The 20,132-nt window shown below is 60.3% G+C and carries 17 protein-coding genes; 6 read left to right on the top strand and 11 right to left on the bottom strand.

Going from position 1 to position 20,132, the window contains the following annotated elements; all coding sequences use genetic code 11:
• Positions 1 to 12 precede the first annotated feature (12 nt).
• The 6 genes from rodA to J3P93_RS03840 all read right to left on the bottom strand — a co-directional run bounded on the left by rodA (position 13) and on the right by J3P93_RS03840 (position 6,060).
• The gene (rodA, locus tag J3P93_RS03865; RefSeq protein ID WP_167359939.1) at positions 13 to 1,116 is read right to left on the bottom strand and encodes a rod shape-determining protein RodA; all 1,104 of its coding nucleotides are present in this window, start codon (positions 1,114 to 1,116) and stop codon (positions 13 to 15) included.
• Positions 1,117 to 1,147: 31 nt separating this feature from the next.
• Positions 1,148 to 3,043, bottom strand: coding sequence for a penicillin-binding protein 2 (gene mrdA / locus J3P93_RS03860; protein ID WP_434595221.1), 1,896 nt, complete (start codon positions 3,041 to 3,043; stop codon positions 1,148 to 1,150).
• A 10-nt stretch (positions 3,044 to 3,053) separates the two neighbouring features.
• Complete coding sequence (rlmH, locus tag J3P93_RS03855) at positions 3,054 to 3,521, bottom strand: 23S rRNA (pseudouridine(1915)-N(3))-methyltransferase RlmH (protein ID WP_009051038.1); 468 nt, start codon at positions 3,519 to 3,521, stop codon at positions 3,054 to 3,056.
• A gap of 9 nt (positions 3,522 to 3,530) precedes the next feature.
• Entirely contained in the window at positions 3,531 to 4,025 is a 495-nt protein-coding gene (gene rsfS, locus J3P93_RS03850) for a ribosome silencing factor (protein ID WP_090286619.1), read from the bottom strand.
• Positions 4,026 to 4,097: 72 nt separating this feature from the next.
• Positions 4,098 to 4,820 carry a nicotinate-nucleotide adenylyltransferase gene (gene nadD / locus J3P93_RS03845; protein WP_425516387.1) on the bottom strand — a complete coding sequence of 241 codons (723 nt, stop codon included), beginning with the start codon at positions 4,818 to 4,820 and terminating at the stop codon, positions 4,098 to 4,100.
• Positions 4,789 to 6,060 (bottom strand): glutamate-5-semialdehyde dehydrogenase, encoded by a 1,272-nt coding sequence (locus J3P93_RS03840; RefSeq protein ID WP_434595217.1) that lies wholly within the window; start codon positions 6,058 to 6,060, stop codon positions 4,789 to 4,791. The genes nadD and J3P93_RS03840 overlap by 32 nt, the downstream gene beginning before the upstream one ends.
• A 177-nt stretch (positions 6,061 to 6,237) precedes the next feature.
• On the opposite strand from J3P93_RS03840, the gene J3P93_RS03835 reads away from it, so the two are divergent.
• The 5 genes from J3P93_RS03835 to J3P93_RS03815 all read left to right on the top strand — a co-directional run bounded on the left by J3P93_RS03835 (position 6,238) and on the right by J3P93_RS03815 (position 16,650).
• Complete coding sequence (locus J3P93_RS03835) at positions 6,238 to 6,963, top strand: DNA-3-methyladenine glycosylase (protein WP_434595215.1); 726 nt, start codon at positions 6,238 to 6,240, stop codon at positions 6,961 to 6,963.
• A gap of 148 nt (positions 6,964 to 7,111) precedes the next feature.
• The gene (locus J3P93_RS03830; RefSeq protein ID WP_434595214.1) at positions 7,112 to 8,428 is read left to right on the top strand and encodes a bifunctional DedA family/phosphatase PAP2 family protein; all 1,317 of its coding nucleotides are present in this window, start codon (positions 7,112 to 7,114) and stop codon (positions 8,426 to 8,428) included.
• A gap of 314 nt (positions 8,429 to 8,742) precedes the next feature.
• Positions 8,743 to 10,752: a hypothetical protein gene (locus J3P93_RS03825; protein ID WP_434595213.1), complete on the top strand. Its 2,010-nt coding sequence runs from the start codon at positions 8,743 to 8,745 to the stop codon at positions 10,750 to 10,752.
• A 70-nt stretch (positions 10,753 to 10,822) separates the two neighbouring features.
• Positions 10,823 to 14,305, top strand: coding sequence for a calcium-binding protein (locus tag J3P93_RS03820; RefSeq protein ID WP_434595212.1), 3,483 nt, complete (start codon positions 10,823 to 10,825; stop codon positions 14,303 to 14,305).
• Positions 14,306 to 14,895: 590 nt separating this feature from the next.
• The gene (locus J3P93_RS03815) at positions 14,896 to 16,650 is read left to right on the top strand and encodes a hypothetical protein (protein WP_434595210.1); all 1,755 of its coding nucleotides are present in this window, start codon (positions 14,896 to 14,898) and stop codon (positions 16,648 to 16,650) included.
• A 62-nt stretch (positions 16,651 to 16,712) separates the two neighbouring features.
• Here J3P93_RS03815 and J3P93_RS03810 read toward each other — a convergent pair whose 3' ends face one another.
• The 5 genes from J3P93_RS03810 to J3P93_RS03790 all read right to left on the bottom strand — a co-directional run bounded on the left by J3P93_RS03810 (position 16,713) and on the right by J3P93_RS03790 (position 19,394).
• Entirely contained in the window at positions 16,713 to 17,288 is a 576-nt protein-coding gene (locus tag J3P93_RS03810; protein ID WP_434595209.1) for a hypothetical protein, read from the bottom strand.
• 69 nt (positions 17,289 to 17,357) lie between these two features.
• Positions 17,358 to 17,588: a hypothetical protein gene (locus J3P93_RS03805; protein ID WP_434595208.1), complete on the bottom strand. Its 231-nt coding sequence runs from the start codon at positions 17,586 to 17,588 to the stop codon at positions 17,358 to 17,360.
• Between the two features lie 126 nt (positions 17,589 to 17,714).
• Positions 17,715 to 18,305, bottom strand: a complete 591-nt coding sequence (locus tag J3P93_RS03800) for an LON peptidase substrate-binding domain-containing protein (protein WP_434595207.1) — start codon at positions 18,303 to 18,305, stop codon at positions 17,715 to 17,717.
• 10 nt (positions 18,306 to 18,315) lie between these two features.
• Positions 18,316 to 19,032: an LrgB family protein gene (locus J3P93_RS03795; protein WP_093097985.1), complete on the bottom strand. Its 717-nt coding sequence runs from the start codon at positions 19,030 to 19,032 to the stop codon at positions 18,316 to 18,318.
• A complete protein-coding gene (locus tag J3P93_RS03790; RefSeq protein WP_394507891.1) occupies positions 19,032 to 19,394 on the bottom strand; it encodes a CidA/LrgA family protein in 363 nt (120 codons plus the stop codon). Before J3P93_RS03790 ends, J3P93_RS03795 begins: the two co-directional genes overlap by 1 nt.
• Positions 19,395 to 19,574: 180 nt before the next feature.
• On the opposite strand from J3P93_RS03790, the gene J3P93_RS03785 reads away from it, so the two are divergent.
• Entirely contained in the window at positions 19,575 to 20,030 is a 456-nt protein-coding gene (locus tag J3P93_RS03785; RefSeq protein WP_090286645.1) for a MaoC family dehydratase, read from the top strand.
• Positions 20,031 to 20,132 lie beyond the last annotated feature (102 nt).

Here is a 20,132-nt window from a genome sequence, read left to right as displayed (position 1 = left end):
TGTTCACCTTATTCAAACCTGTGCGATCCACTTGCGATGGGTATGGATCGACATCAAAACCCCAAACGCTGACAGCAGTGTCACCAGCGAAGTTCCTCCGTAGCTAATGAACGGCAACGGCACCCCTACGACCGGCAACAGGCCACTGACCATACCGATGTTGACGAAAACGTAAACAAAAAATGTCATGGTCAACGCCCCGGCGAGCAATTTGCCGAACAGGGTCTGCGCCTGAGCGGTGATCACCAGCCCGCGACCGATCAGCAGCAAATAGATCAGCAACAGTGCGCAAATGCCGACCAGCCCGAACTCTTCACCGAGTACGGCAATGATGAAGTCGGTATGGCTTTCCGGCAGGAAGTCCAGGTGTGACTGGGTGCCGAGCAACCAACCTTTGCCGAAAACACCGCCGGAACCGATCGCGGCTTTCGACTGGATGATGTTCCAGCCGGTGCCCAGCGGATCGCTTTCCGGATCGAGGAAGGTCAGCACGCGCTGCTTCTGGTAGTCGTGCATGACGAAAAACCACATTGCCACCGACACCGGCACCGCCGCCGCCAGCACGCTGAGGATCCAGCGCCAGCGCAACCCGCCCATGAACAGCACAAAAGCGCCGCCGGCCAGAATCAACAGCGAAGTGCCGAGGTCGGGCTGACGCACGATCAGCGCGAACGGCACGCCGATCAGCATCAGGCTGATCCCGACATGCTTGAGTTGCGGCGGCAAGGTGCGCTTGGACAAGTACCAGGCGATGGTCGCCGGCATGAGGATTTTCATGAATTCCGAAGGCTGGAAGCGGATCACCCCGGGGATGTTGATCCAGCGCGTGGCGCCCATGGCGTTGTGGCCCATGATGTCCACCACCAGCAGCAACACCACGCCAATGACATAACCGAGCGGCACCCAGCGGGCCATGAAGCGCGGCTCGAACTGGGCAATGACAATCATCGCCACCAGGCCGATGCCGAACGAGGTCGCCTGTTTGCCCAGCAGATCCCAGCTCTTGCCGCTGGCCGAATACAGCACGAACAGGCTGCCGGCGGCGAGGATCAGCAGCAGGATCAGCAGCGGGCCATCAATGTGAAGTCTTTGCAGCAACGTCGCACGGCGACGCATCACATCCTCACTGGAGAGCATGCGATCGAAGTTATTCATCACGGGCCGTGGCCTCCGCAGTGATTGGGCTGGCGTACTCGGCCTTCAAATGTCCGTCCTGATCGAGCAGCCAGGCATCCATGACCTGACGCACCACTGGCGCAGCGACGCCGGAACCGGACTCACCGTTTTCGACCATCACCGACACGACGATTTTCGGATCCTCGGCCGGGGCGAAGCCGACGAACAAGGCGTGGTCGCGGTGGCGTTCCTGGACCTTGGAGCGGTCGTACTTCTCGCCCTGCTTGATCGCCACGACCTGGGCGGTACCCGACTTGCCGGCGATGCGGTATTGCGCACCGATCGCCGCTTTACGCGCGGTGCCGCGGGCGCCGTGCATCACCTGCTGCATGCCGTGGTTGACCTTGTTCCAGTCGGACGGATCGCGCAGCACGATGTTCGGCATCGGGTTGTCATCCACAGGCTTGACCCCGTCAAGCGACTTGGCCAGGTGCGGACGGTTCCAGATGCCTTTGTTGGCCACCAGTGCCGTGGCCTGGGCCAGTTGCAGCGGTGTCGATTGCATGTAGCCCTGGCCGATCCCGAGAATCAGGGTTTCGCCGGGGAACCATGCCTGTTTGCGGGTCGCCCGCTTCCATTCACGCGACGGCATCAGGCCGGGGGATTCTTCGAACATGTCCAGCGAGACTTTCTGGCCGATGCCGAACTTGTTCATGTACGCCGACAGCCGATCGATGCCGAGCTTGTGTGCCAAGTCATAGAAGTAGGTGTCGTTGGACCGCATGATCGCCGTGTCGAGGTCGACGAAGCCGTCCCCGGTGCGGTTCCAGTTGCGATACTTGTGGTCGTAGTTGGGCAGCATGTAATAGCCCGGGTCGAACACCCGGCTCGACGCCGTGACGACGCCGGCATCGAGGCCGGCAATCGCCACCGCCGGTTTGATCGTCGAGCCCGGCGGATACAGGCCGCGCAGCACGCGGTTGAACAGCGGCCGGTCGATGGAATCGCGTAATTCGGCGTAAGCCTTGAAGCTGATCCCGGTGACGAACAGGTTGGGGTCGAAACTCGGCTGACTGACCATCGCCAGCACTTCACCGGTCTTCGGATCGAGCGCTACCACGGCGCCCCGCCGCCCGCCCAGCGCGGCCTCGGCGGCTTCCTGCAACTTGATGTCCAGACTCAGGACGATGTCCTTGCCGGGAATCGGATCGGTGCGTTTGAGCACGCGCAAAACGCGGCCCCGGGCGTTGGTCTCGACTTCCTCGTAACCGACCTGCCCGTGCAATTCCGGCTCGTAGAAACGCTCGATGCCGGTTTTGCCGATGTGGTGGGTGCCGCTGTAGTTGACCGGATCGAGGCTCTTCAGCTCTTTCTCGTTGATCCGTCCCATGTAGCCCACCGAATGCGCAAAATGCGCGCCCTGCGGATAGTGACGGACCAGTTGCGCGACCACCTCGACGCCCGGCAGGCGGAACTGGTTTACCGCGATGCGGGCAATCTGCTCTTCGCTCAGCTCGAACAGGATCGGCACCGGCTCGAAGGGCCGGCGCCCCTGCCGCATGCGCTTCTCGAAGATCACCCGGTCCTCGGGCGTCAGCTCCAGCACTTCGACGATGACGTCGAGCACCTGCTGCCAGTCGCCGGAACGCTCGCGGGTCATGCTCAGGCTGAAGCTTGGGCGGTTGTCCGCGACCACCACGCCGTTGCGGTCGAAAATCAGCCCACGCGTGGGAGGTATCGGCTGCACATGGACGCGGTTGTTTTCCGACAAGGTCGAGTGATATTCGTACTGGATCACCTGCAAGTAATACAACCGCGCTATCAGCACAACGATCAGCAACATGACCGTGATGGCCCCGAACACGACGCGGCTGCGCACCAGGCGGGCGTCCTTTTCGTGGTCCTTGATGCGGATCGGCTGAGACATGAGGGCAGGCTTACTTGTGGTAAGGGTGACCGGACAACACGGTCCAGGCACGATACAACTGTTCGCCGATGAGGATGCGCACCAACGGATGCGGCAATGTCAGCGGCGACAAGGACCAGCGCTGATCGGCACGGGCGCAGACTTCCGGCGCCAGCCCCTCGGGACCACCGACCATGAAATTGACCGTGCGCGAATCCAGCCGCCAGCGATCGAGTTCGACCGCCAGTTGCTCGGTGCTCCAGGGTTTGCCGTGGACTTCCAGCGTGACGATCCGCTCGTTCTGCCCGACCTTGGCCAGCATGGCTTCGCCTTCCTGGCGGATGAATCGGGCCACGTCGGCATTCTTGCCACGGGTATTGAGCGGTATTTCCACCAGTTCCAGCGCCAGCTCGGACGGAAGACGCTTGGCATATTCATGCCAGCCTTCTTCCACCCACTTGGGCATGCGTGAACCGACGGCGATCAGGCGCAGTCGCACAGCAATCCCTTACAGCTGGTCTTTGTTGAGCTTGGTGAAATGCTCGTGGGTGTTTTCCGGGCTGTGGTGCCTGGCATCGGCCGCACGGCTCTGCTCGGCACCGGCCCACAGGCGCTCCAGGTCGTAGAACTGACGCGCCGAGGCCGTCATCATGTGCACGATGACCAGGTCGAGATCGAGCAGAACCCAGTCGCTGTCGCCCTTGCCTTCTTCGCCCAGCGGCTTGGCGCCCTGCTTTTTGACTTCTTCGCGAACCTTGTCGAGCATCGCGTTGATCTGACGGTTGGAGGTACCGGTGGCGATGATCATGTAGTCAGTGATGCTCTGCTTGTCGCGAACATCGATGACCTGAATGTCCTGGGCCTTGACGTCTTCCAGTGCGGCGACGGCAAGCTTGACCAGTTCATCGCCCTTGAGCGGTTCGTTGGTGCTGGCGACTTCCGGCAGCGGCGCGCTCTTGAACGTGCCTTTGCGCTTTACTTTCGGTAGATCTTTGTCAGTCATATAAAACTCGTTTTGCTCATGTATTCGGCGGCTTGGCGATACGGTGATTCGTATCCGTGAAGCACGCCTTGTTCAGTTCGACGCACGGTACAGACCGTGCGCATCGATGTAGGCCAGGACCGCGTCGGGCACCAGGAAACGTACCGACTTACCGCTGGCCAGCAGTTGACGGATCTGGGTGGCGGAAACCGCGAGCGGTGTCTGCCAGACGAATGCAATCTGTCCGCTCGGCCCGTTCAGGGCCAGCGGGTCGCTCACCGAACGCGCTGCCAGCAGGTTGCGCAAGGCATCCGGCGGTTCGCTGTCGGCGTCCGGGCGCTGTAGCACCAGGATGTGGCAATGCTGGAGCAACTCTTCCCAGCGGTGCCAAGTGGGCAGGCCGCAAAATGCGTCCCAGCCCAAAAGCAGAAAAACCTGGGTCTCGGCGGGCATTTCGGCGCGCAGCGACTCCAGGGTATCGATGGTCCATGACGGCTTGTCCCGCTGCAATTCGCGGGCGTCCACCATCAGCGGCGGCAAACCGGCCACCGCACACTCGACCATGGCCAGCCGATCCTGCGCCGACACCTGCGGCGTACCGCGATGCGGTGGGCGCGCGCTGGGCAGCATGCGCAGCTCATCGAGCGCCAGCGCCTCGGCGACTTCCAGCCCGCCGCGCAAATGGCCAATGTGCACCGGGTCGAACGTACCGCCCAGAACGCCGATGCGTCGTGGGCGCGACTCGCTGCCGGTGTGCGGCGCTGTCAGGTCGAGGTCGGTCAAGTCAGACCGTCGCCTGGCCGCGCAACTGGCCATCACCGACCACAATGTACTTCTCGCAGGTCAGACCTTCGAGGCCCACCGGGCCGCGGGCGTGCAGCTTATCAGTAGAAATGCCGATCTCGGCACCCAATCCGTATTCAAATCCATCGGCAAAGCAGGTCGGCGTGTTGATCATCACCGAGGCCGAGTCGACTTCCGCCACGAAACGCCGGGTGTCGGCGAGGTTTTCGCTGACGATCGAGTCGGTGTGGTGGGAGCCGTAATGGTTGATGTGTTCGATGGCCTGATCCAGCCCGTCGACCACGCGGATCGACAGAATCGGCGCCAGATACTCGCTGCTCCAGTCGTTCTCGATGGCCACGACGGCTTCGATGATCGCTCGAGTGCGCTCGCAACCACGCAGCTCGACGCCTTTTTCGCGGAACTGCGCGGCCATTGCCGGCAGGAAAGCCTGCGCAACGGTCTGGTCGACCAGCAACGTTTCCATCGCCCCGCAGATGCCATAACGATAAGTCTTGGCGTTGAAGGCAATGCGCTGGGCTTTGCCCAGATCAGCGTGTTCGCTGACATAAACGTGGCAGATGCCGTCCAGATGCTTGATCACCGGTACGCGGGCATCGCGGCTGATGCGCTCGATCAGGCCGCGGCCGCCGCGCGGTACGATCACATCGACATGCTCGGGCATGCTGATCATCGCGCCGACGGCGGCACGGTCGGTGGTTTCCACCACTTGCACCACGGCAGCGGGCAGCTCGGCCTCGGCCAGACCGCGCTGAATGCACGCAGCAATCGCCCGGTTGGAATGGATCGCTTCGGAGCCGCCGCGCAGGATCGTCGCGTTGCCGGACTTCAGGCACAGGCTGGCGGCGTCGATGGTCACGTTGGGCCGGGATTCGTAGATGATCCCGATCACGCCCAGCGGCACGCGCATTTTGCCGACCTGAATCCCCGACGGACGGAAGCTCATGTCACGGATCGCGCCGACCGGGTCCGGCAGCGCAGCGACCTGACGCAAACCGACGATCATCCCGTCGATGCGCGCCGGGGTCAGTTCCAGACGTTCCAGCAAGGCCGGCTCCAGACCGTTGGCGCGGCCGGCGACCAGATCCTGTTCGTTGGCTGCTGCCAGCTCGGCACGCGCAGCGTCCAGGGCATTGGCGGTAGCCTGCAGGGCGCGGTTTTTCTGCGCGGTGCTGGCACGGCCGATGACCCGGGAAGCGCTGCGGGCGGCGCGACCCAATCGGGTCATGTAGTCAAGAACGGACTCAGTCATGGTCTGCTGGGGTCTTGGCAAAGAGGAAAGCGGCAGATTATAGCTGTCACGTCCCCCGACTAACAGCGGTGACGGGCGGATGGTCAAAATGAGCTGCGAATGGCCATCGTTCAGACGTAATTAAGCTCCGCGTTGTTATCATCACGGCCTCTTGAGCCTGGATCAACCGTGCCCACCATGAGCAACGAGCCTCTACACTCTCAGCCCACACGCCTGCCGGTGGGCCTGCCGGACAGTTTTTTCGAGCGTGACGCCCAGGTGCTGGCGCAGGATCTGCTCGGCAAAGTCATCCGCCATCGCGTCGGCGATCTGTGGCTGAGCGCGCGGATCATCGAAACCGAAGCCTATTACTGCGCCGAAAAAGGCAGCCATGCCTCACTCGGTTACACGGAAAAGCGTAAGGCTTTGTTTCTGGATGGCGGGCACATCTATATGTACTACGCCCGTGGCGGCGATTCGCTGAACTTCAGCGCGCAGGGCCCGGGCAACGCCGTGCTGATCAAATCGGCGTATCCATGGGTCGATGAAATCAGCGGTCCGGCGAGCATGGCACAAATGCTCCTGAACAACCCCGACGCTCAGGGTCGCGCGCGCCCAGCGCAGAAGCTTTGCGCCGGGCAGACATTGCTGTGCAAGGCCCTCGGGCTGAAAGTACCGATGTGGGATGCCAAGCGTTTCGACCATCAACTGTTATTGGTGGAAGACACCGGTCCCGCGCCCTCACACATTATTCAAACGACTCGTCTGGGCATTCCGCTGGGACGGGACGAGCACCTGATGTACCGCTTCGTCGATGCGGCCTACGCCCAATGGTGCACGCGGAACCCGCTGCGCCGGGGTCAGGTCGAAGGCCGGGATTATTTTCTGCTGCCTGGAGCCGACACCGAACCCGCAACTCAATGATTTACCTCTGTGGGAGCGAGCCTGCTCGCGAAGGGGGCTCTAAAAAAGCATTTTCATCGCTTGATACAGCGCATTCGCGAGCAGGCTCGCGCCCACAGGTGAGTAGTCAGCCCCGAATATCAATTAAGAATCAATGGAGTTTTTCTGTATGGGCCCATGGCTCGATAGCGTGACCGGTTGGCTGGCGGCCAATCCACAGTGGCTGGCGGCGGCGGTGTTCCTTGTGGCGCTGGTGGAATGCCTGGCGATCGCCGGACTGATCGTGCCAGGCACCGTTCTGCTGTTTGCTGTCGCGGTTCTGGCCGGCAGCGGCGCGCTGTCGTTGAGCGAAACCCTGCTCCTGGGCTTTCTCGGCGGCATTCTCGGCGATCTGATTTCGTATTTTCTCGGTCGGCATTTTCACCAGAACATTCGTCGCCTGCCGGGGCTGCGCAGCCATCCGGAGTGGATGGCCGGCGCCGAGTCGTATTTTCATCGATACGGCATCGCCAGCCTGCTGGTCGGGCGCTTCATCGGCCCGCTACGACCGATGCTGCCGATGGTGGCGGGCATGTGCGACATGCCGTTCCCACGTTTTATCGCTGTCAGCCTGCTCGCTGCGGCCGGCTGGAGCCTCGCCTACCTGCTGCCGGGCTGGGCCACCGGCGCGGCGTTCCGCTTGCCCCTGCCCGAGGGCTTCTGGCTCGAAGCCGGGATCGTCGCCGCCAGCATTGCCGTCATGGTGGGGATGAGCGTCAACAGCAGCTTGCGCCGCCATCGCCGCGCCACGCTGTGGATCGGCAGCATGAGCCTGCTGATCCTGATCGGTCTGTTCATCGGCTATCCCTACCTCACGGCGCTCGACCAGGGCGTGATGACCCTGGTCCAGGAACATCGCCAGCCGGCGCTCGACGAGATCGCGGTGACGCTGACTCTGATCGGCGAATTCCGCAACATGCTGATGTTCAGCGCCTTGCTGGTGATCCTGCTGCTGGTGTGCAAGCAATGGCGCCACGCAATGTTTACCGGCGCTACGCTGCTGGTGACGGCGCTGGCCAACACCGGCACCAAATACTTCTTCGCCCGGGTACGCCCGGAAGTGCTGAGCGATCCGCTGACCACTTACAGCATGCCCAGCGGCCACGCCTCCGGCGCGTTCGCCCTGTTTCTGAGCCTCGCGGTATTGGCCGGTCGCGGCCAGCCACCGCGCATGCGCCTGACCTGGTTGCTGATCGGTTGCATACCGGCGCTGGCCATTGCCCTGTCGCGAGTGTATCTGGGCGCGCACTGGCCGACCGATGTGCTGGCCGGCGCCATGCTCGCCAGTTGCGTGTGCGCGGCGAGCCTGTGGCTGAGCCAGCGTTCGACCTCGCTCAATGCGATGCCTTTCAAAGTCTGGTGGCTGGTCCTGCCGGCGATGCTGGCGATGTTCGGTTTCTTCGTGCTGCGCCATCTTCCACATACGCTGCTGCGTTACGCTTATTGATTGAACTGCACAAGCGTTGTTTTCTCGCCCTGCTCTTTTCGGAAAGTTCCGACAAGGGCAGCGCGATTAACTTATTCAAACTTTCTCATTGCTCGTAAGTTTTCGCGCGACAACACGGAAACTTTCCCACCTGTAAATATTTGAAAAAACCGGGTTACACAATTCAACCCTGCGCACCGCGATAAGCAATTCCGCACTCCATAAAAAGCATTAGATTGACTCGTCAAATTCAATAACTTCGATCATCAAAACACTTCAACCAATCAGACTTTGAAGTTGTAGCTATATTGCTGATCCATTGATTCGAGTCACTCATGAGCCCAAAGCTGCCACGCAAACCCACCACCACCGTTCGACAACCCGACCCGCCGATTCCGGCGCCCTCCCCCGGTACTTCTGCAACCTGGCGGCTACCCGGTTTTGCCGACCCCGTCAGCACGCCGCGAAACGTTGATGCCCGCACCGATATCGAACCCGCGCCGGCCGTCACCATCAGTGCCCTTTCGACGCAAACTCCTGCGCCGCCCCGCCAAACCGGCGCGGTGGATCAATACTGGTTGCAACCGGACTTTCTACGCGGCATGCAAGCGGCCGACGACGATGGTTTTCGCTGGATCGTCGGTCGGCGCTTTGTCGACGTCGAATATGCCGACGGCGTCGAAACCACCCATGTCGGGCTCGATGATGACGGCATCTGGCGCAGCAAACTGCTGACCGAGCGCAGCCCCTCCGGCCCCAGGCTGTACAAAAACGCCGACCGTTCGACCTGGCGCCTGAGCGAACAGCCCGCCGCAGTCGGCGCTGAACGAGGGGCAATCGATCCGACGATGCACAAGCGCCCCGCGATGCCAGGCACCGAGGCGAGCGCCGCCAAGCAGCCGCGACCGCTGCCCGCTCCAGTGCACATCGATCAGCTGCATTACCGACGGACGATGCGCTCGCCGGATGCTCAGGGCTATCACGAGTTCGTGCCGTTCTCGAGCACCAACGCCGCCGAGGCTCAGTTCGCTTTCATGGACAGATACGGCAACCCCGTCCGCGTCACTGCGCCAGCGGCTGGCTTCGGTGCAGAGCCTGCGCAGCTGACATCCTGGACTGATCGTGAAATCTGGATGCTGTACGGCATCGAAGGTCAGCAGATCACGCGGTTTCGCGCCCAAGCCCAATCCAGCGGCAAGCCACCGGACTGGGTCGACGCTCGAGAGACGGCTAATCCTCACAGCGATCTGCTCGACAACGCCCTGCGCTGGCTGCACCCGGACAAGACCCGCGCGCAAAGCGAAACCCTTCTGCAGTCCTACAGCCTGCTGCCAAGCCAGTTGACCCGCCTGCGCCAGGAACTCAAAAGCACACTGGCGATGCCGGAATGGGCCGAGGCGCACAAGCGCTTGACCGAGGACGTCGACAATCCGCAGCGTCTCGAACAATTGAGCCGCGACGCCACCACCGAACTCAACCTCAAACGCGACGCCCGGCATGACTGGTACTCCCCGGAAAGCAGCCTGACCCATGAGGTCCGTGAAGCACTGCTGAGCAAGCTCGGCTACCAGCGCAACAAGAACAACTGCCTGTACCGCACCGACATCCCGGCGCTGTTTCGAGGCGATGAACGTACGCCGTTCGAGCTGGCTACTGACCGCACCCTGTTGCCGCGCTATCACCACGAACCGGGGGCGACAACGCACAAGCCGTTGAGCGCAACCTTCAACCTCAAGGAAGGCCAGATGTACGCAAGCAGCCCCGACCCGGAGTATCTGCGTTACGAGCGCCAGACCAACAAATATCCAGGGCGCGACGCCGATGAATCGTCCTCGGACAGCGATGTCAGTGATGCGAGTGACAGTGACAGCGCGACGTCCTCCGACTGGTCGGATCCGGCCAGTCCGATTCCGTGGGACAACGATCGCCACTACCGCAGCAGCCGCTCTAAACAACAGGAAATGTTTCTCTACGTCCTCGACACGCGCGGCCTGGAAGTGGTCCCGCATGAAGAAAACATGCTGTTCAACTCGGCGGCCCGCGACACGCCGCCGACCTGGTTCCCTTCCGATGATTTCGAAGGGCTGATTTCAGTCACCCGCAGCGGTTTGGCGGCCGAGCGCATCTGGCTGCTCAATTCAGCGCAGACCAAAGCTGCCCGCATCGATGACATCGCCGCGCAGGCCGGCGACCGCGCCGAACTCATCGAAGCCGCCACGCGCGCCGGCCATGCCAATGCCTGGGAATACGACCGCTTGATCGACAGTGCCGAAGCGGCAGCCAAACCGATCGTCAGGCTTTCCGGCAACCGCAACGAATTCGCCTACGACATTACCTGGCCGTGAGTACGCAACGGCCTGCACTGAAGCACCCGGCATGGAAGCCGGTCAAACACATCATTAAAGGACTGATACCGTGTCAAAACTCATCACACCCAGCCTCGCCGCCCTCGAAGCCCGCGCCCTCGGGATGGAGCAAATTAGCGCATCAGCCAACCCGTACGGGCGCCAGCCCGCTCGGTTGATACCGCCACCCTCGGTCACTGCGGCGGACCCGGACGCGCCCTACCGACGTACGCTGGCCACCCTCGACAAACATTTCGGCCCGTTACGCATTGGCGAAGTCATGACCAGTCGGGTCGAATTGCAAGCCCTCGGCGCAACCATCCACGGCCAACCCATCAGCCCGGCGAACGCCGGCATGCAGAGCGCCGATCAAGCCTTTCTCGACGGTCTGAATTTCGATGCCGACAAGGTCCATGCACGCTTGCGCTCCGCCGACATCGCCGACAGTGGTGCCCCTGCCATGCTGTTTTTCGAGATCTGCTGCAAGCGTTCGCCCGTCGCCGGGGACCTGTTCGTTCGCGCTACCGGTATCGATCCAGGCAGTTCTTTCGAGCGCCTCAACCGCTTGGGTCAGTCCGCGCAAAAACTCGATATCCAGCGCGTTGACGCCTTTGAAAACTCACCTGGCTGGGTCAATCGAGGCAAAAGCTATTTGATGAGCGGCGCCGGCGTCGGCATGCAAGCGTTCGGCATCTACAGCGGCTACATGGCGATGACGGATGCAATCAAGCACGGTGAAACCGGGGAAGCCTGGATTCAGGGCGGCTCGATAGCCGCCGAACTGGGTTCACTGATCGTTGAGCAGGGCTTCAGCAAAGGTGGCCAGGCGATGATCAGAAACGGCGGGATGATCTTCCGTTATTTCCCGCGGACTTCTGTCGGCAAATTCCTGAGCCGCGGCGCCGGCATGTTCGCCAGCATCCTCACGCTGCCCTTCGACATCAATGATGCGGTGAAATCGTTCAAAGCCGCAGCGGTGACCTCCGGCAAGGTGGCGCAGGACCACTACGTCAGCGCCGGCCTGAGTGTCGCCGGCGCGGGTATCAGCCTCGCACTGGGCGTGGCGGCCCTGGCGGGTTTCGGCAGCGTCGCCGGCCCTCTAGGCCTGGCCGCCGCCGCACTGTTGATCGCCGGCTCGATGATTTATCAGGCCGCGCGCGTGGTCGATGACATCGACGACTACATCGAGCTGACCGCCCACGAACGCTTGCGCTCAGGCTGGTTCGCCTTCACCGGCAAGGAACTGGACAAGGAGGTCATGGACCGCTTCAAGGTCTCCAAGGGTTATCGCGACCATCAGGACCAACTGCAATTGTCTGCCCGACAAATGCTCGAAGGCGCGTACAAACACTCTCTGGAACATGTGATAAACGGCGCATTTCGGGTCGAGCTCAAATCGGTCGAACTCTGGCGCTACCAATGGAACGAGCGAGCCGGCGAACAGCCGTTCAAGCTCGATAGCCAGGCGGCGGTCGTCGACGGTGACGATGAGATCGACGCCGGCAAAGGCTTGCCAGCGGACCTTGCAGGTAAGGTTTCCGGCACGGCGGGCGATGGCAAAGGTGTGTTCTGGCGCCTCGGCGATGGCAATGATCGAGTAGTCGGGGTAAACGATCAACCGAACCTGTTTTCTTTCCGCGCCGGTCACAAGGCCCTCACGGGCGGCGCCCAGAGCGACGCGTTTTACCACGAAGTGACCCATGACGAACTCAACCGGGCGAGCAAACCGGCTCATCTGAGCGTGTTCGATGGCGGCGCCGGTTCCGACACGCTGGCGTTCGAAGGCAGCCGCCCACTCGATGACACCACCCATATAGGCCACGACATCAACCTGCAGACCGGCAAGGTCAGCCTGCGCGGGCTGGATGCCGATGTCGGCGCCGTACACGTCGCCCAGCTGACATCGATCGAGAACGTCTCGACACTGCGCAAAGGCACCAGTCGCGTGACCGGCAGCGACGAAGCCAACCGGATCGCCGCCAATGGTTACGACCGGGTCAATGCCGGCGCTGGCGACGACACCATCGCCATCGGCGGCGTCGATTGCCGGGTCGATGGCGGCAGCGGCAGGGACCGCTACTACATCGCCGATACCTGCTTGCGCACGACAATCATCGAAGACGGCGAACACGCCAGCCTGATCGAGTTCGGCTGGCCGCGGGAAGTCATCCAGCGCTGGGAAATCAACGACACCGCCCTGGTGGTCCGCTCTCTGCGCGGCGTCGACGGCAACGATCCCGAGCATGTCCTCACCATCGAAAATGTCTACCAACGGATCGACGGCGAGCGCCAGTTGAAAAACACCCAGCTGGTGTTCAAGACGCAGGACGAATATGAGCTGCTGGCGCTGCTGCCGAGTAAACCGGGCGCGGCCTCGGTCGAGCGGGTCGATGTGGCGGTGACCGTCATCGGCAAACCGAGCCCTGTGGCAGAGATCATCAGTAGCGGTACGCTGGACATCAATGACCTGGGGCGCAAACGGCATTATGTGTCGCGCCTGCCTGGCGATATCGAATTCGTCGCCAAACGTCATGCGACGCGCACTTCACGTACGGTTCACGTCGACTTCAAGAGCACTGAAATAGAAGATGTCGTGGTCAGTTATGAAGTCGAAATCCGCAAGGGTGTCTCCGGCAATACCCACCTGACTTACAAAGACATCGACCTGGCGCTGCACCTGCCGGAGAAAGTCGTGACCTTCAAAGGGGTAGTTCAGCCTATCGCCGCCGCCACCGGCTACAGCGGCAGAAACAGCCTGAAAGTCACCACGCCGCTGCTTGCTCAGGACATCGTCCTTATTTTGCAGGATGAGGTTTCATATCGCCTGCAAGTGCCGGAGCTGAACTACCAGGACGATGCGCTTAACCCTGGCCTCCGCAGCCAGAGCACCCGCAGTTGCCTGAAGCGGCGTACCGGCAATTACCTGTTCACCCGGCCGCTGGCGGGGGAAAAACTGGCACTGCCCGCGCACCCGAGCAAAGTTGTGATTCCCGCCGGGCCGCACACCGGCATCCATGTGCTCCATGGGCAAAGCTCGACGTACGACGTGTACCTGACCAGCAACTCGATCGTGCGTCTGTCAACACCGGGCGCGGCAGCGAAAACCGCCAACGCATCGGTCTGGAACATCTTCACCAGCGCCATGACGGAGACGATCAAGCGCGATGACATTCAGCTCGATACCACCCGCCTGCGTATCGGCAGCGCCGTGATCGAACTGCCGACTGTCGACGACGACGCACCGGTCGAGTCAGTCAGCGTGGTGACGTCCGCGGGGCATATTTACGAAGTGTCGTTGCTGTTCGAAGTTCTTCAGTTGTATGCCATCGATGCGAGCGCTTACACCAGCGTCGAAGCGCTCATGGCCGAGATCGACGCGCAACGCCAGCGCAACGAACTGGCCGCCAGCGTGCATGTCACCCACCTTAGCGCCAAGGGCAAAACCGGCTCGCTGGTTTACCGCTCGACGAAGCAGCACTGGAGCCTCGACAGCGATCCACAGAACCCGATCAGTCCTGAAGATTTGTTCATCACGTCAGACCAGAAAATCTGATCATCCATCCAACACCCAATGGGCGCCGATGTGGCTCTGACTGCTGCGCCGGCGCTCTGACACTCAGCCAACGGAAAGGCTGCTTCTTCCAAAAAGGAGATTGAACCATGCGGCCAAAAACGGGCACGCGCCCGAAAACACCTCCCATCGAGACCGCCAGCCCTGCGCAGTCTCCACGAGACGGTGCAGACACAAACCCAGCGGGGCCGACATCGGGCGGAGTATCGAGCTATTCCAATGGTCAGATGAAGAAATACTCAATATGTATGTCATGGATGAAACCCTAATTTCCGAATTCCGGGAACATTTGTATCTGTTGTATCCATAACCCCACTCAGCCAATGGATGGCTGACCTACACAAAGGAATGAACCTTATATGCGCAAGAACACTGGCACTCTGCGCCCCTCGCCAACGCCTGACGCACCTGTCCCGTCAACGCCTCGTCCCGCTGTCGAGCGTCCCGTTGACGTGGATTTTCACTTCTCTGGCCGGACCCGCTCCGACGCTATGGATGACTCGACGCGGCGTAGCGCCGACGGGACGAGTGACGAAGCACTGAGGGGAGAGACTGCGGTCTCGGTCACACGAATGAGCGAAATTGACGAGCCGCTGGCACCCGTGCGCTCCTCGCCACTGGAGCCTTATCGACAAAACGCTTTGACCGGGCTCTCCGCTCACGATGTAGAAGGGCTGCGGAGTTACAAAGGCAGAAAGTTCGCTGATGTCAGCGACGACGCAACAACCGCCATACAGACAGTGATGGTCGTGTATCACGAAACGATGAAAGCCTACCGCGCCAAGCTGCCGACCGAGCGAACGGCTTCGGGGCCACCGCTCTATCGAATTGGTGAGAGCAATCACTGGAGCTTGAACAAACCGCTTGGATACTATGATTCCCGGCAATACACGCAGTCTCATATCGCCGACAGCCGCGGATATTATTCAGTGGATAAAATCAGGCTGATCGAATACTCGGGCGAGCACGGCAAATGGTATGAACGGCAGATTGTGGAAAAAAATGCAGGTCACGCGTTTGTCGACGAAAACGGCGGTCTGATACGAGTCGATCCCGATGAAGCACGGGGAGACATCTCGGTACCCGTGAAGCTGGCGCATTGGAGCGATGGCGAAATATGGAGCACTTACCGTCTGGAGGGCGCGCGGGCGCTGGTGTTGCGCAGCGAAGCAGAAGCCGCCGGAAAAGCCCCCGACTGGGCTACCCGCTTCAATGAACCGAGCGCCCATAAATTCCTGACCGACTCACTGAGATGGTCCTTTCCGGACAAATCCCAAAAAGAACGAACGGAGATTCTGCGCAGCTACAACTTGAGCATCGCTCAACAAAATCGGCTGCGCCTGGAAATGGAGCATGGAACGTTTCCCGAGTGGGCCAAACAGCACAAGCGCTTAACCCAGAGCACGTCGGACGAAACAAGGTTTGCACATATTGCAGAAGAGCTTGAACCCTTCAGCCTGAGACTGAGGGAGGAAGGCGAGAACCACGAGTACGATTTGCCTCCCCTTCCCCAACGCTATGAGCAAAAGTTCCTTAACGATTATCTTGAATACGCAGGATACAAGCGCAACCAGCATGATTACCTCTACCGAACGGACATTCCGGCAATGTTCCGCGCCGATTTGCGCACGCCTTTTGAACTGGCGCGAGACAAACGCCTGGTGAAATTGCGCGGCAATCCCTCTGACTCAACGACCAAACGGGCATTCAGTTCAACCTTCGGTGTGGCCAACGCCTTGTCCTACATGGGCTTCGATTATTACTCCAACCCTCGGCACTACAACAGCCAGGCCAACCGTTACCCGGGACATTTCTCCGATAGCGATTCTTCAAGTGGATTCCGACACAGTTCAGGCGAAGACTCCGACACATCCTTCAAGATGGACGAGACCCGCGATTATCCCTTGTTACGGCGTGACCAGCACCTTGGCTTTCTTTATGTCATCGACACTCGCAACATCGAAGTGGTCCCGCGAGTAGAGAACATATACCTGAACAACAGGGATTTTGACGGGGATACCCTTGAGGGCCGGATATCGATGCCGACGCGTGGTATCAGTGCCGAGCGGATCTGGCTGGTGAGTTCAGACCTGAGCCGGGCGGCGAGAGTAGAGGATGTTTTTCTGCAGGCCGGTGACAGGGCCGAGGCCATCGAGAAAGCCACGTGGGCAGGAACCAACGATTACGATCGATATGGCAACAATGCCTATGACGGTCTGATTGATGAAATAGCCCGTTCCGGCGGCGTGGTGATGAAGTTGCCCAAAGGTCGTGAGACGAGCTCCAACGATGTAACCTGGCCAGTGGCCGAACATTACCGAACGTAAGATAAAGCGCCATTCATTCCAGGATGAATGGCGCGTTTTTTTTACTGGCGTGAAGCCTGTAACTATCGAACCACTTTGATCACAAATGTCGCCGGTTTGTTATTGAAAGCGTTGTGCCCGGTGAGGTTGGGATCTTCATCCGCAAAGGTATCCAGGCCGCTGCTTACGTGGTGGTAAAAAGGCTTGCTCGTGGATTTACTGTCGACCGCTTTGCTGCTCAACTCAAGATGGGCCGGGCCCGCCTCGAAGTCGCCCAGCGAAGCTTTGGGTACGCCGTACGTACTGATGGAAAAGTGCTGCGCGGCGGCACTGGTGCTGGCTAAAAGATTATGGGTCAGGGCCTCTATGTAAAGGCGCGCATTGGCAAACGCTCCGGTATGCACCAGTGAGATCTCATAGTTGTCACCCTGCGGGACGAACTTCAGTAACAGCGGTTCGTCGTCTTCATGATCGGCCAGCGTAATGAAACTGGCGACACGCGTATCCGCCAGCCCCACCTCGGCTTCCAGTTGCTCGCGTTTGGTAATGCGCAGTTGGCCAAGGGCCTTTTGCAGACGCTGTTGATTGAGCACCACCGGCCGGCCGTTCAGATAAAGATGCGCATTGAATGTTTTGCTGTTTACTTTGGTTATGGACATGGTTTGCACCTGTAAGCATCCTGCCGTCGGCTATACCCACGACAGGCAATCTCGAAAAAGGAAAAGTCTTCAAACAGCGGCGGACGCCACTATGGTCGAGGCGGATGCAGACATCCGAGGGACATCCCCGGTCGGGACTTTTGCCGATTTTCGTTTACGTCGGGCAATCACCATGCGATCGGCATACGTCGATGCAGCTTCAATCACATTATTGACGTTATGGTCGGTCTCGGCATGTTTCAAAATATACTTGCCGGCAATATCGTCCCAGAATGCCCATTCATCTTCATATACAGTCATGACTTCTTCCTTGTTCTTATTCAAATTACCCGCGTCCTGCGGGCTACTTGAAAGTAAGACAAAGTCATCAGTGCGACAATGCTGGCAAACGCGATCAGTTGATTCAAAGTACAACCAGATGAATGACTAGGCGAACAACTCGCCTTGCAACTCATCGAGCAAGGCCTGGATTGCGTCCAGCCGCTGCTGGGGATCATCGAGTTGCAGCAGGTCGATCTTGTCTTCTTCAGCGAACGGCAACAGATAGGCCAGTTGATTGGCCAGCGATTGCTGACCGGCAGCGTCGGTGCCCATGTCGAGCGCTTCGACCATCGGGTGTTCGGCCAGCGCCTTGAGCAGCGCGACCAGATCGGCGTCTTCGTCCTGCAGCGGTTGTTCGGGTTCGTCGTCGAGCCATTCGACGTCGGCCAGGATCAACTGATCGCGTTGGACTTCGGTGCGCAATACCGTGAAGCGGCGACCGCCCTGCACGCGAATACCGAGCAGGCCGTTGTCCTGCTGCTGAAAATCGGTGATGCGTGCCTCGCAGCCAACCAGGGCAAAACCTTGCGGTGCGACGCCGACTTCGCTGCCTTCCAGGATGCACACCACGCCGAAGCCCACGCCCTGTTTCATGCAGCGGCCGATCATGTCGAGGTAGCGCGCCTCGAAGATCTGCAAATCGAGGTTGCAGCCGGGGAACAGCACTGTGTTCAGCGGGAAAAGCGGCAGGCTCATAGACATTTCCTTACACCACCATCGACACCGCCAACGGCAGGAACACCGCCGTGGCCACGCCCATCAGACTCATCGCCAGCGCCGCGAAGGCGCCGCACTCATCACTCTCCTGCAACGCCACGGACGTGCCGACCGCGTGGGCGGTCATGCCCAGCGCCATGCCGCGCGCCTCCGGGCTGTGCACGCCGAGACGGGTCAGCAGCGCCGGGCCGAAGATCGCCCCGATCACCCCGGTGATCAGTACGAACACCGCCGCCAGCGCCGCGACGCCACCGATCTGCTCGGCCACCAGCATGGCAATCGGCGAAGTCACCGACTTCGGCGCCATGGTCATCAGAATCATGTGCTCGGCGCCGAACCACCAGCCCAGCGCCACGCCCATGCCGGTCGCCACCACCCCGCCTATCACCAGCGTAGTAAATATCGGCCAGAACAATTGCCGAATGCGCCGCAAATTCAGATACAGCGGCACCGCCAGCGCCACCGTCGCCGGGCCGAGCAGGATGCTGAGGATTTCGGTGCTCTTGCGGTACTCGGCGTACGTCACGCCACAACCGACCAGCACACCGATCACCAGCAACATGGAGACCAGCACCGGCTGCAAAAAGATCCAGCGGGTTTTCTCGAACGCCGCCAGCACCAGTTGATAGGCACCGAGTGTGATGCCGATGCCGAACAGCGGATGATGAATGACCGACGCCCAGGCCCCTTGCCAATCGAACAGCATCAGGATTCCTCCGTCGGCGGCGCGTGGCGCTTGACCAGGCGCTGCATCAGCACACCGGCAAAGGCCATCGACAGGATCAGCGACAGCACCAGCGCGCCGACAATCGCCCAGAAATCCGCGGCAATCGCCGCTGCATAGACCATCACGCCAACGGCTGGCGGCACCAGCAGCAACGGCAGATAACGCAGCAGACTGCCCGCCGCCAGGTTCAGCGGCTCACCGACTTCACCGCGAATGATCAGGAACCCCAGCAACAGCAGCAGACCGATGATCGGCCCCGGCAATACCGGCAACAGCAAATGATTGAGGGCGGTGCCGAGCAATTGAAACAGCACCAGCAGGGTCAGGCCACGTAGCAACATCAGACATCTCTCCGCGCAAGTCGCCTGCATTATAAGCACGCCTGCGCTATGGATCGGCATTCGCCAAAAGCATGGTCGGTTGACCGCAGCAAATCGCCGTGATGATCTACAGTGGTTCGCAGGGCGGTCAAATCCCCCACCTGAAAAACTATAAAACCGATGAACCCAAGGAGAGTCTCAATGCCCTATGTTCCCGTTGCAGAGCTCAAAGATCATGTCGGCAAGGAACTCGGACGTTCCGAATGGCTCACCATCGATCAGGAACGCATCAACCTGTTTGCCGAAGCCACCGGTGATTATCAGTTCATTCACGTCGACCCGGTCAAAGCCGCGCAAACGCCCTTTGGCAGCACTATCGCCCACGGTTTCCTGTCGCTGTCGCTGATGCCGAAACTGATGGAAGACATTCTGGTATTGCCGGAAGGCGTGAAGATGGTGGTCAACTATGGCCTGGACAGCGTGCGTTTCATTCAGCCGGTGAAGGTCGACTCGAAAGTCCGATTGAAGGTCGATCTGGTTGAAGTGACCGAGAAAAAACCCGGCCAGTGGTTGCTCAAGGCTATCGCAACCCTCGAGATAGAGGGCTCGGAGAAACCGGCCTATATTGCCGAACCCTTGTCGCTCTGCTTCGTCTGATCGTTCCGGATGCGAAGCAGCGCACGCTGTTTCGCGTCACCTCTCTATATATGCGACGCATAGCTGCGGCATACTCGGTCGCCTAATTGCCCGGATCCCGCT

This window comes from Pseudomonas sp. R3-57 (assembly GCF_051132065.1).
Classification (GTDB): domain Bacteria; phylum Pseudomonadota; class Gammaproteobacteria; order Pseudomonadales; family Pseudomonadaceae; genus Aquipseudomonas.
Note: the sequence above shows the minus strand (reverse complement) of the source record. Positions and strands in the feature narration are given on the sequence as shown.

Excerpts from the sequence above, each read along its gene's own strand:
- nadD (WP_425516387.1), bottom strand. The coding sequence starts at position 4,820 with ATGGCCAGTTGCGCGGCCAGGCGACGGTCTGACTTGACCGACCTCGAC.
- mrdA (WP_434595221.1), bottom strand. The coding sequence starts at position 3,043 with ATGTCTCAGCCGATCCGCATCAAGGACCACGAAAAGGACGCCCGCCTG.
- J3P93_RS03815 (WP_434595210.1), top strand. The coding sequence starts at position 14,896 with ATGAGCGAAATTGACGAGCCGCTGGCACCCGTGCGCTCCTCGCCACTG.
- rsfS (WP_090286619.1), bottom strand. The coding sequence starts at position 4,025 with ATGACTGACAAAGATCTACCGAAAGTAAAGCGCAAAGGCACGTTCAAG.
- rodA (WP_167359939.1), bottom strand. The coding sequence starts at position 1,116 with ATGCGTCGCCGTGCGACGTTGCTGCAAAGACTTCACATTGATGGCCCG.
- J3P93_RS03790 (WP_394507891.1), bottom strand. The coding sequence starts at position 19,394 with ATGTTGCTACGTGGCCTGACCCTGCTGGTGCTGTTTCAATTGCTCGGC.
- J3P93_RS03830 (WP_434595214.1), top strand. The coding sequence starts at position 7,112 with ATGGGCCCATGGCTCGATAGCGTGACCGGTTGGCTGGCGGCCAATCCA.
- J3P93_RS03810 (WP_434595209.1), bottom strand. The coding sequence starts at position 17,288 with ATGTCCATAACCAAAGTAAACAGCAAAACATTCAATGCGCATCTTTAT.
- J3P93_RS03785 (WP_090286645.1), top strand. The coding sequence starts at position 19,575 with ATGCCCTATGTTCCCGTTGCAGAGCTCAAAGATCATGTCGGCAAGGAA.
- J3P93_RS03835 (WP_434595215.1), top strand. The coding sequence starts at position 6,238 with ATGAGCAACGAGCCTCTACACTCTCAGCCCACACGCCTGCCGGTGGGC.
- J3P93_RS03840 (WP_434595217.1), bottom strand. The coding sequence starts at position 6,060 with ATGACTGAGTCCGTTCTTGACTACATGACCCGATTGGGTCGCGCCGCC.
- J3P93_RS03805 (WP_434595208.1), bottom strand. The coding sequence starts at position 17,588 with ATGACTGTATATGAAGATGAATGGGCATTCTGGGACGATATTGCCGGC.
- J3P93_RS03800 (WP_434595207.1), bottom strand. The coding sequence starts at position 18,305 with ATGAGCCTGCCGCTTTTCCCGCTGAACACAGTGCTGTTCCCCGGCTGC.
- J3P93_RS03825 (WP_434595213.1), top strand. The coding sequence starts at position 8,743 with ATGAGCCCAAAGCTGCCACGCAAACCCACCACCACCGTTCGACAACCC.
- J3P93_RS03795 (WP_093097985.1), bottom strand. The coding sequence starts at position 19,032 with ATGCTGTTCGATTGGCAAGGGGCCTGGGCGTCGGTCATTCATCATCCG.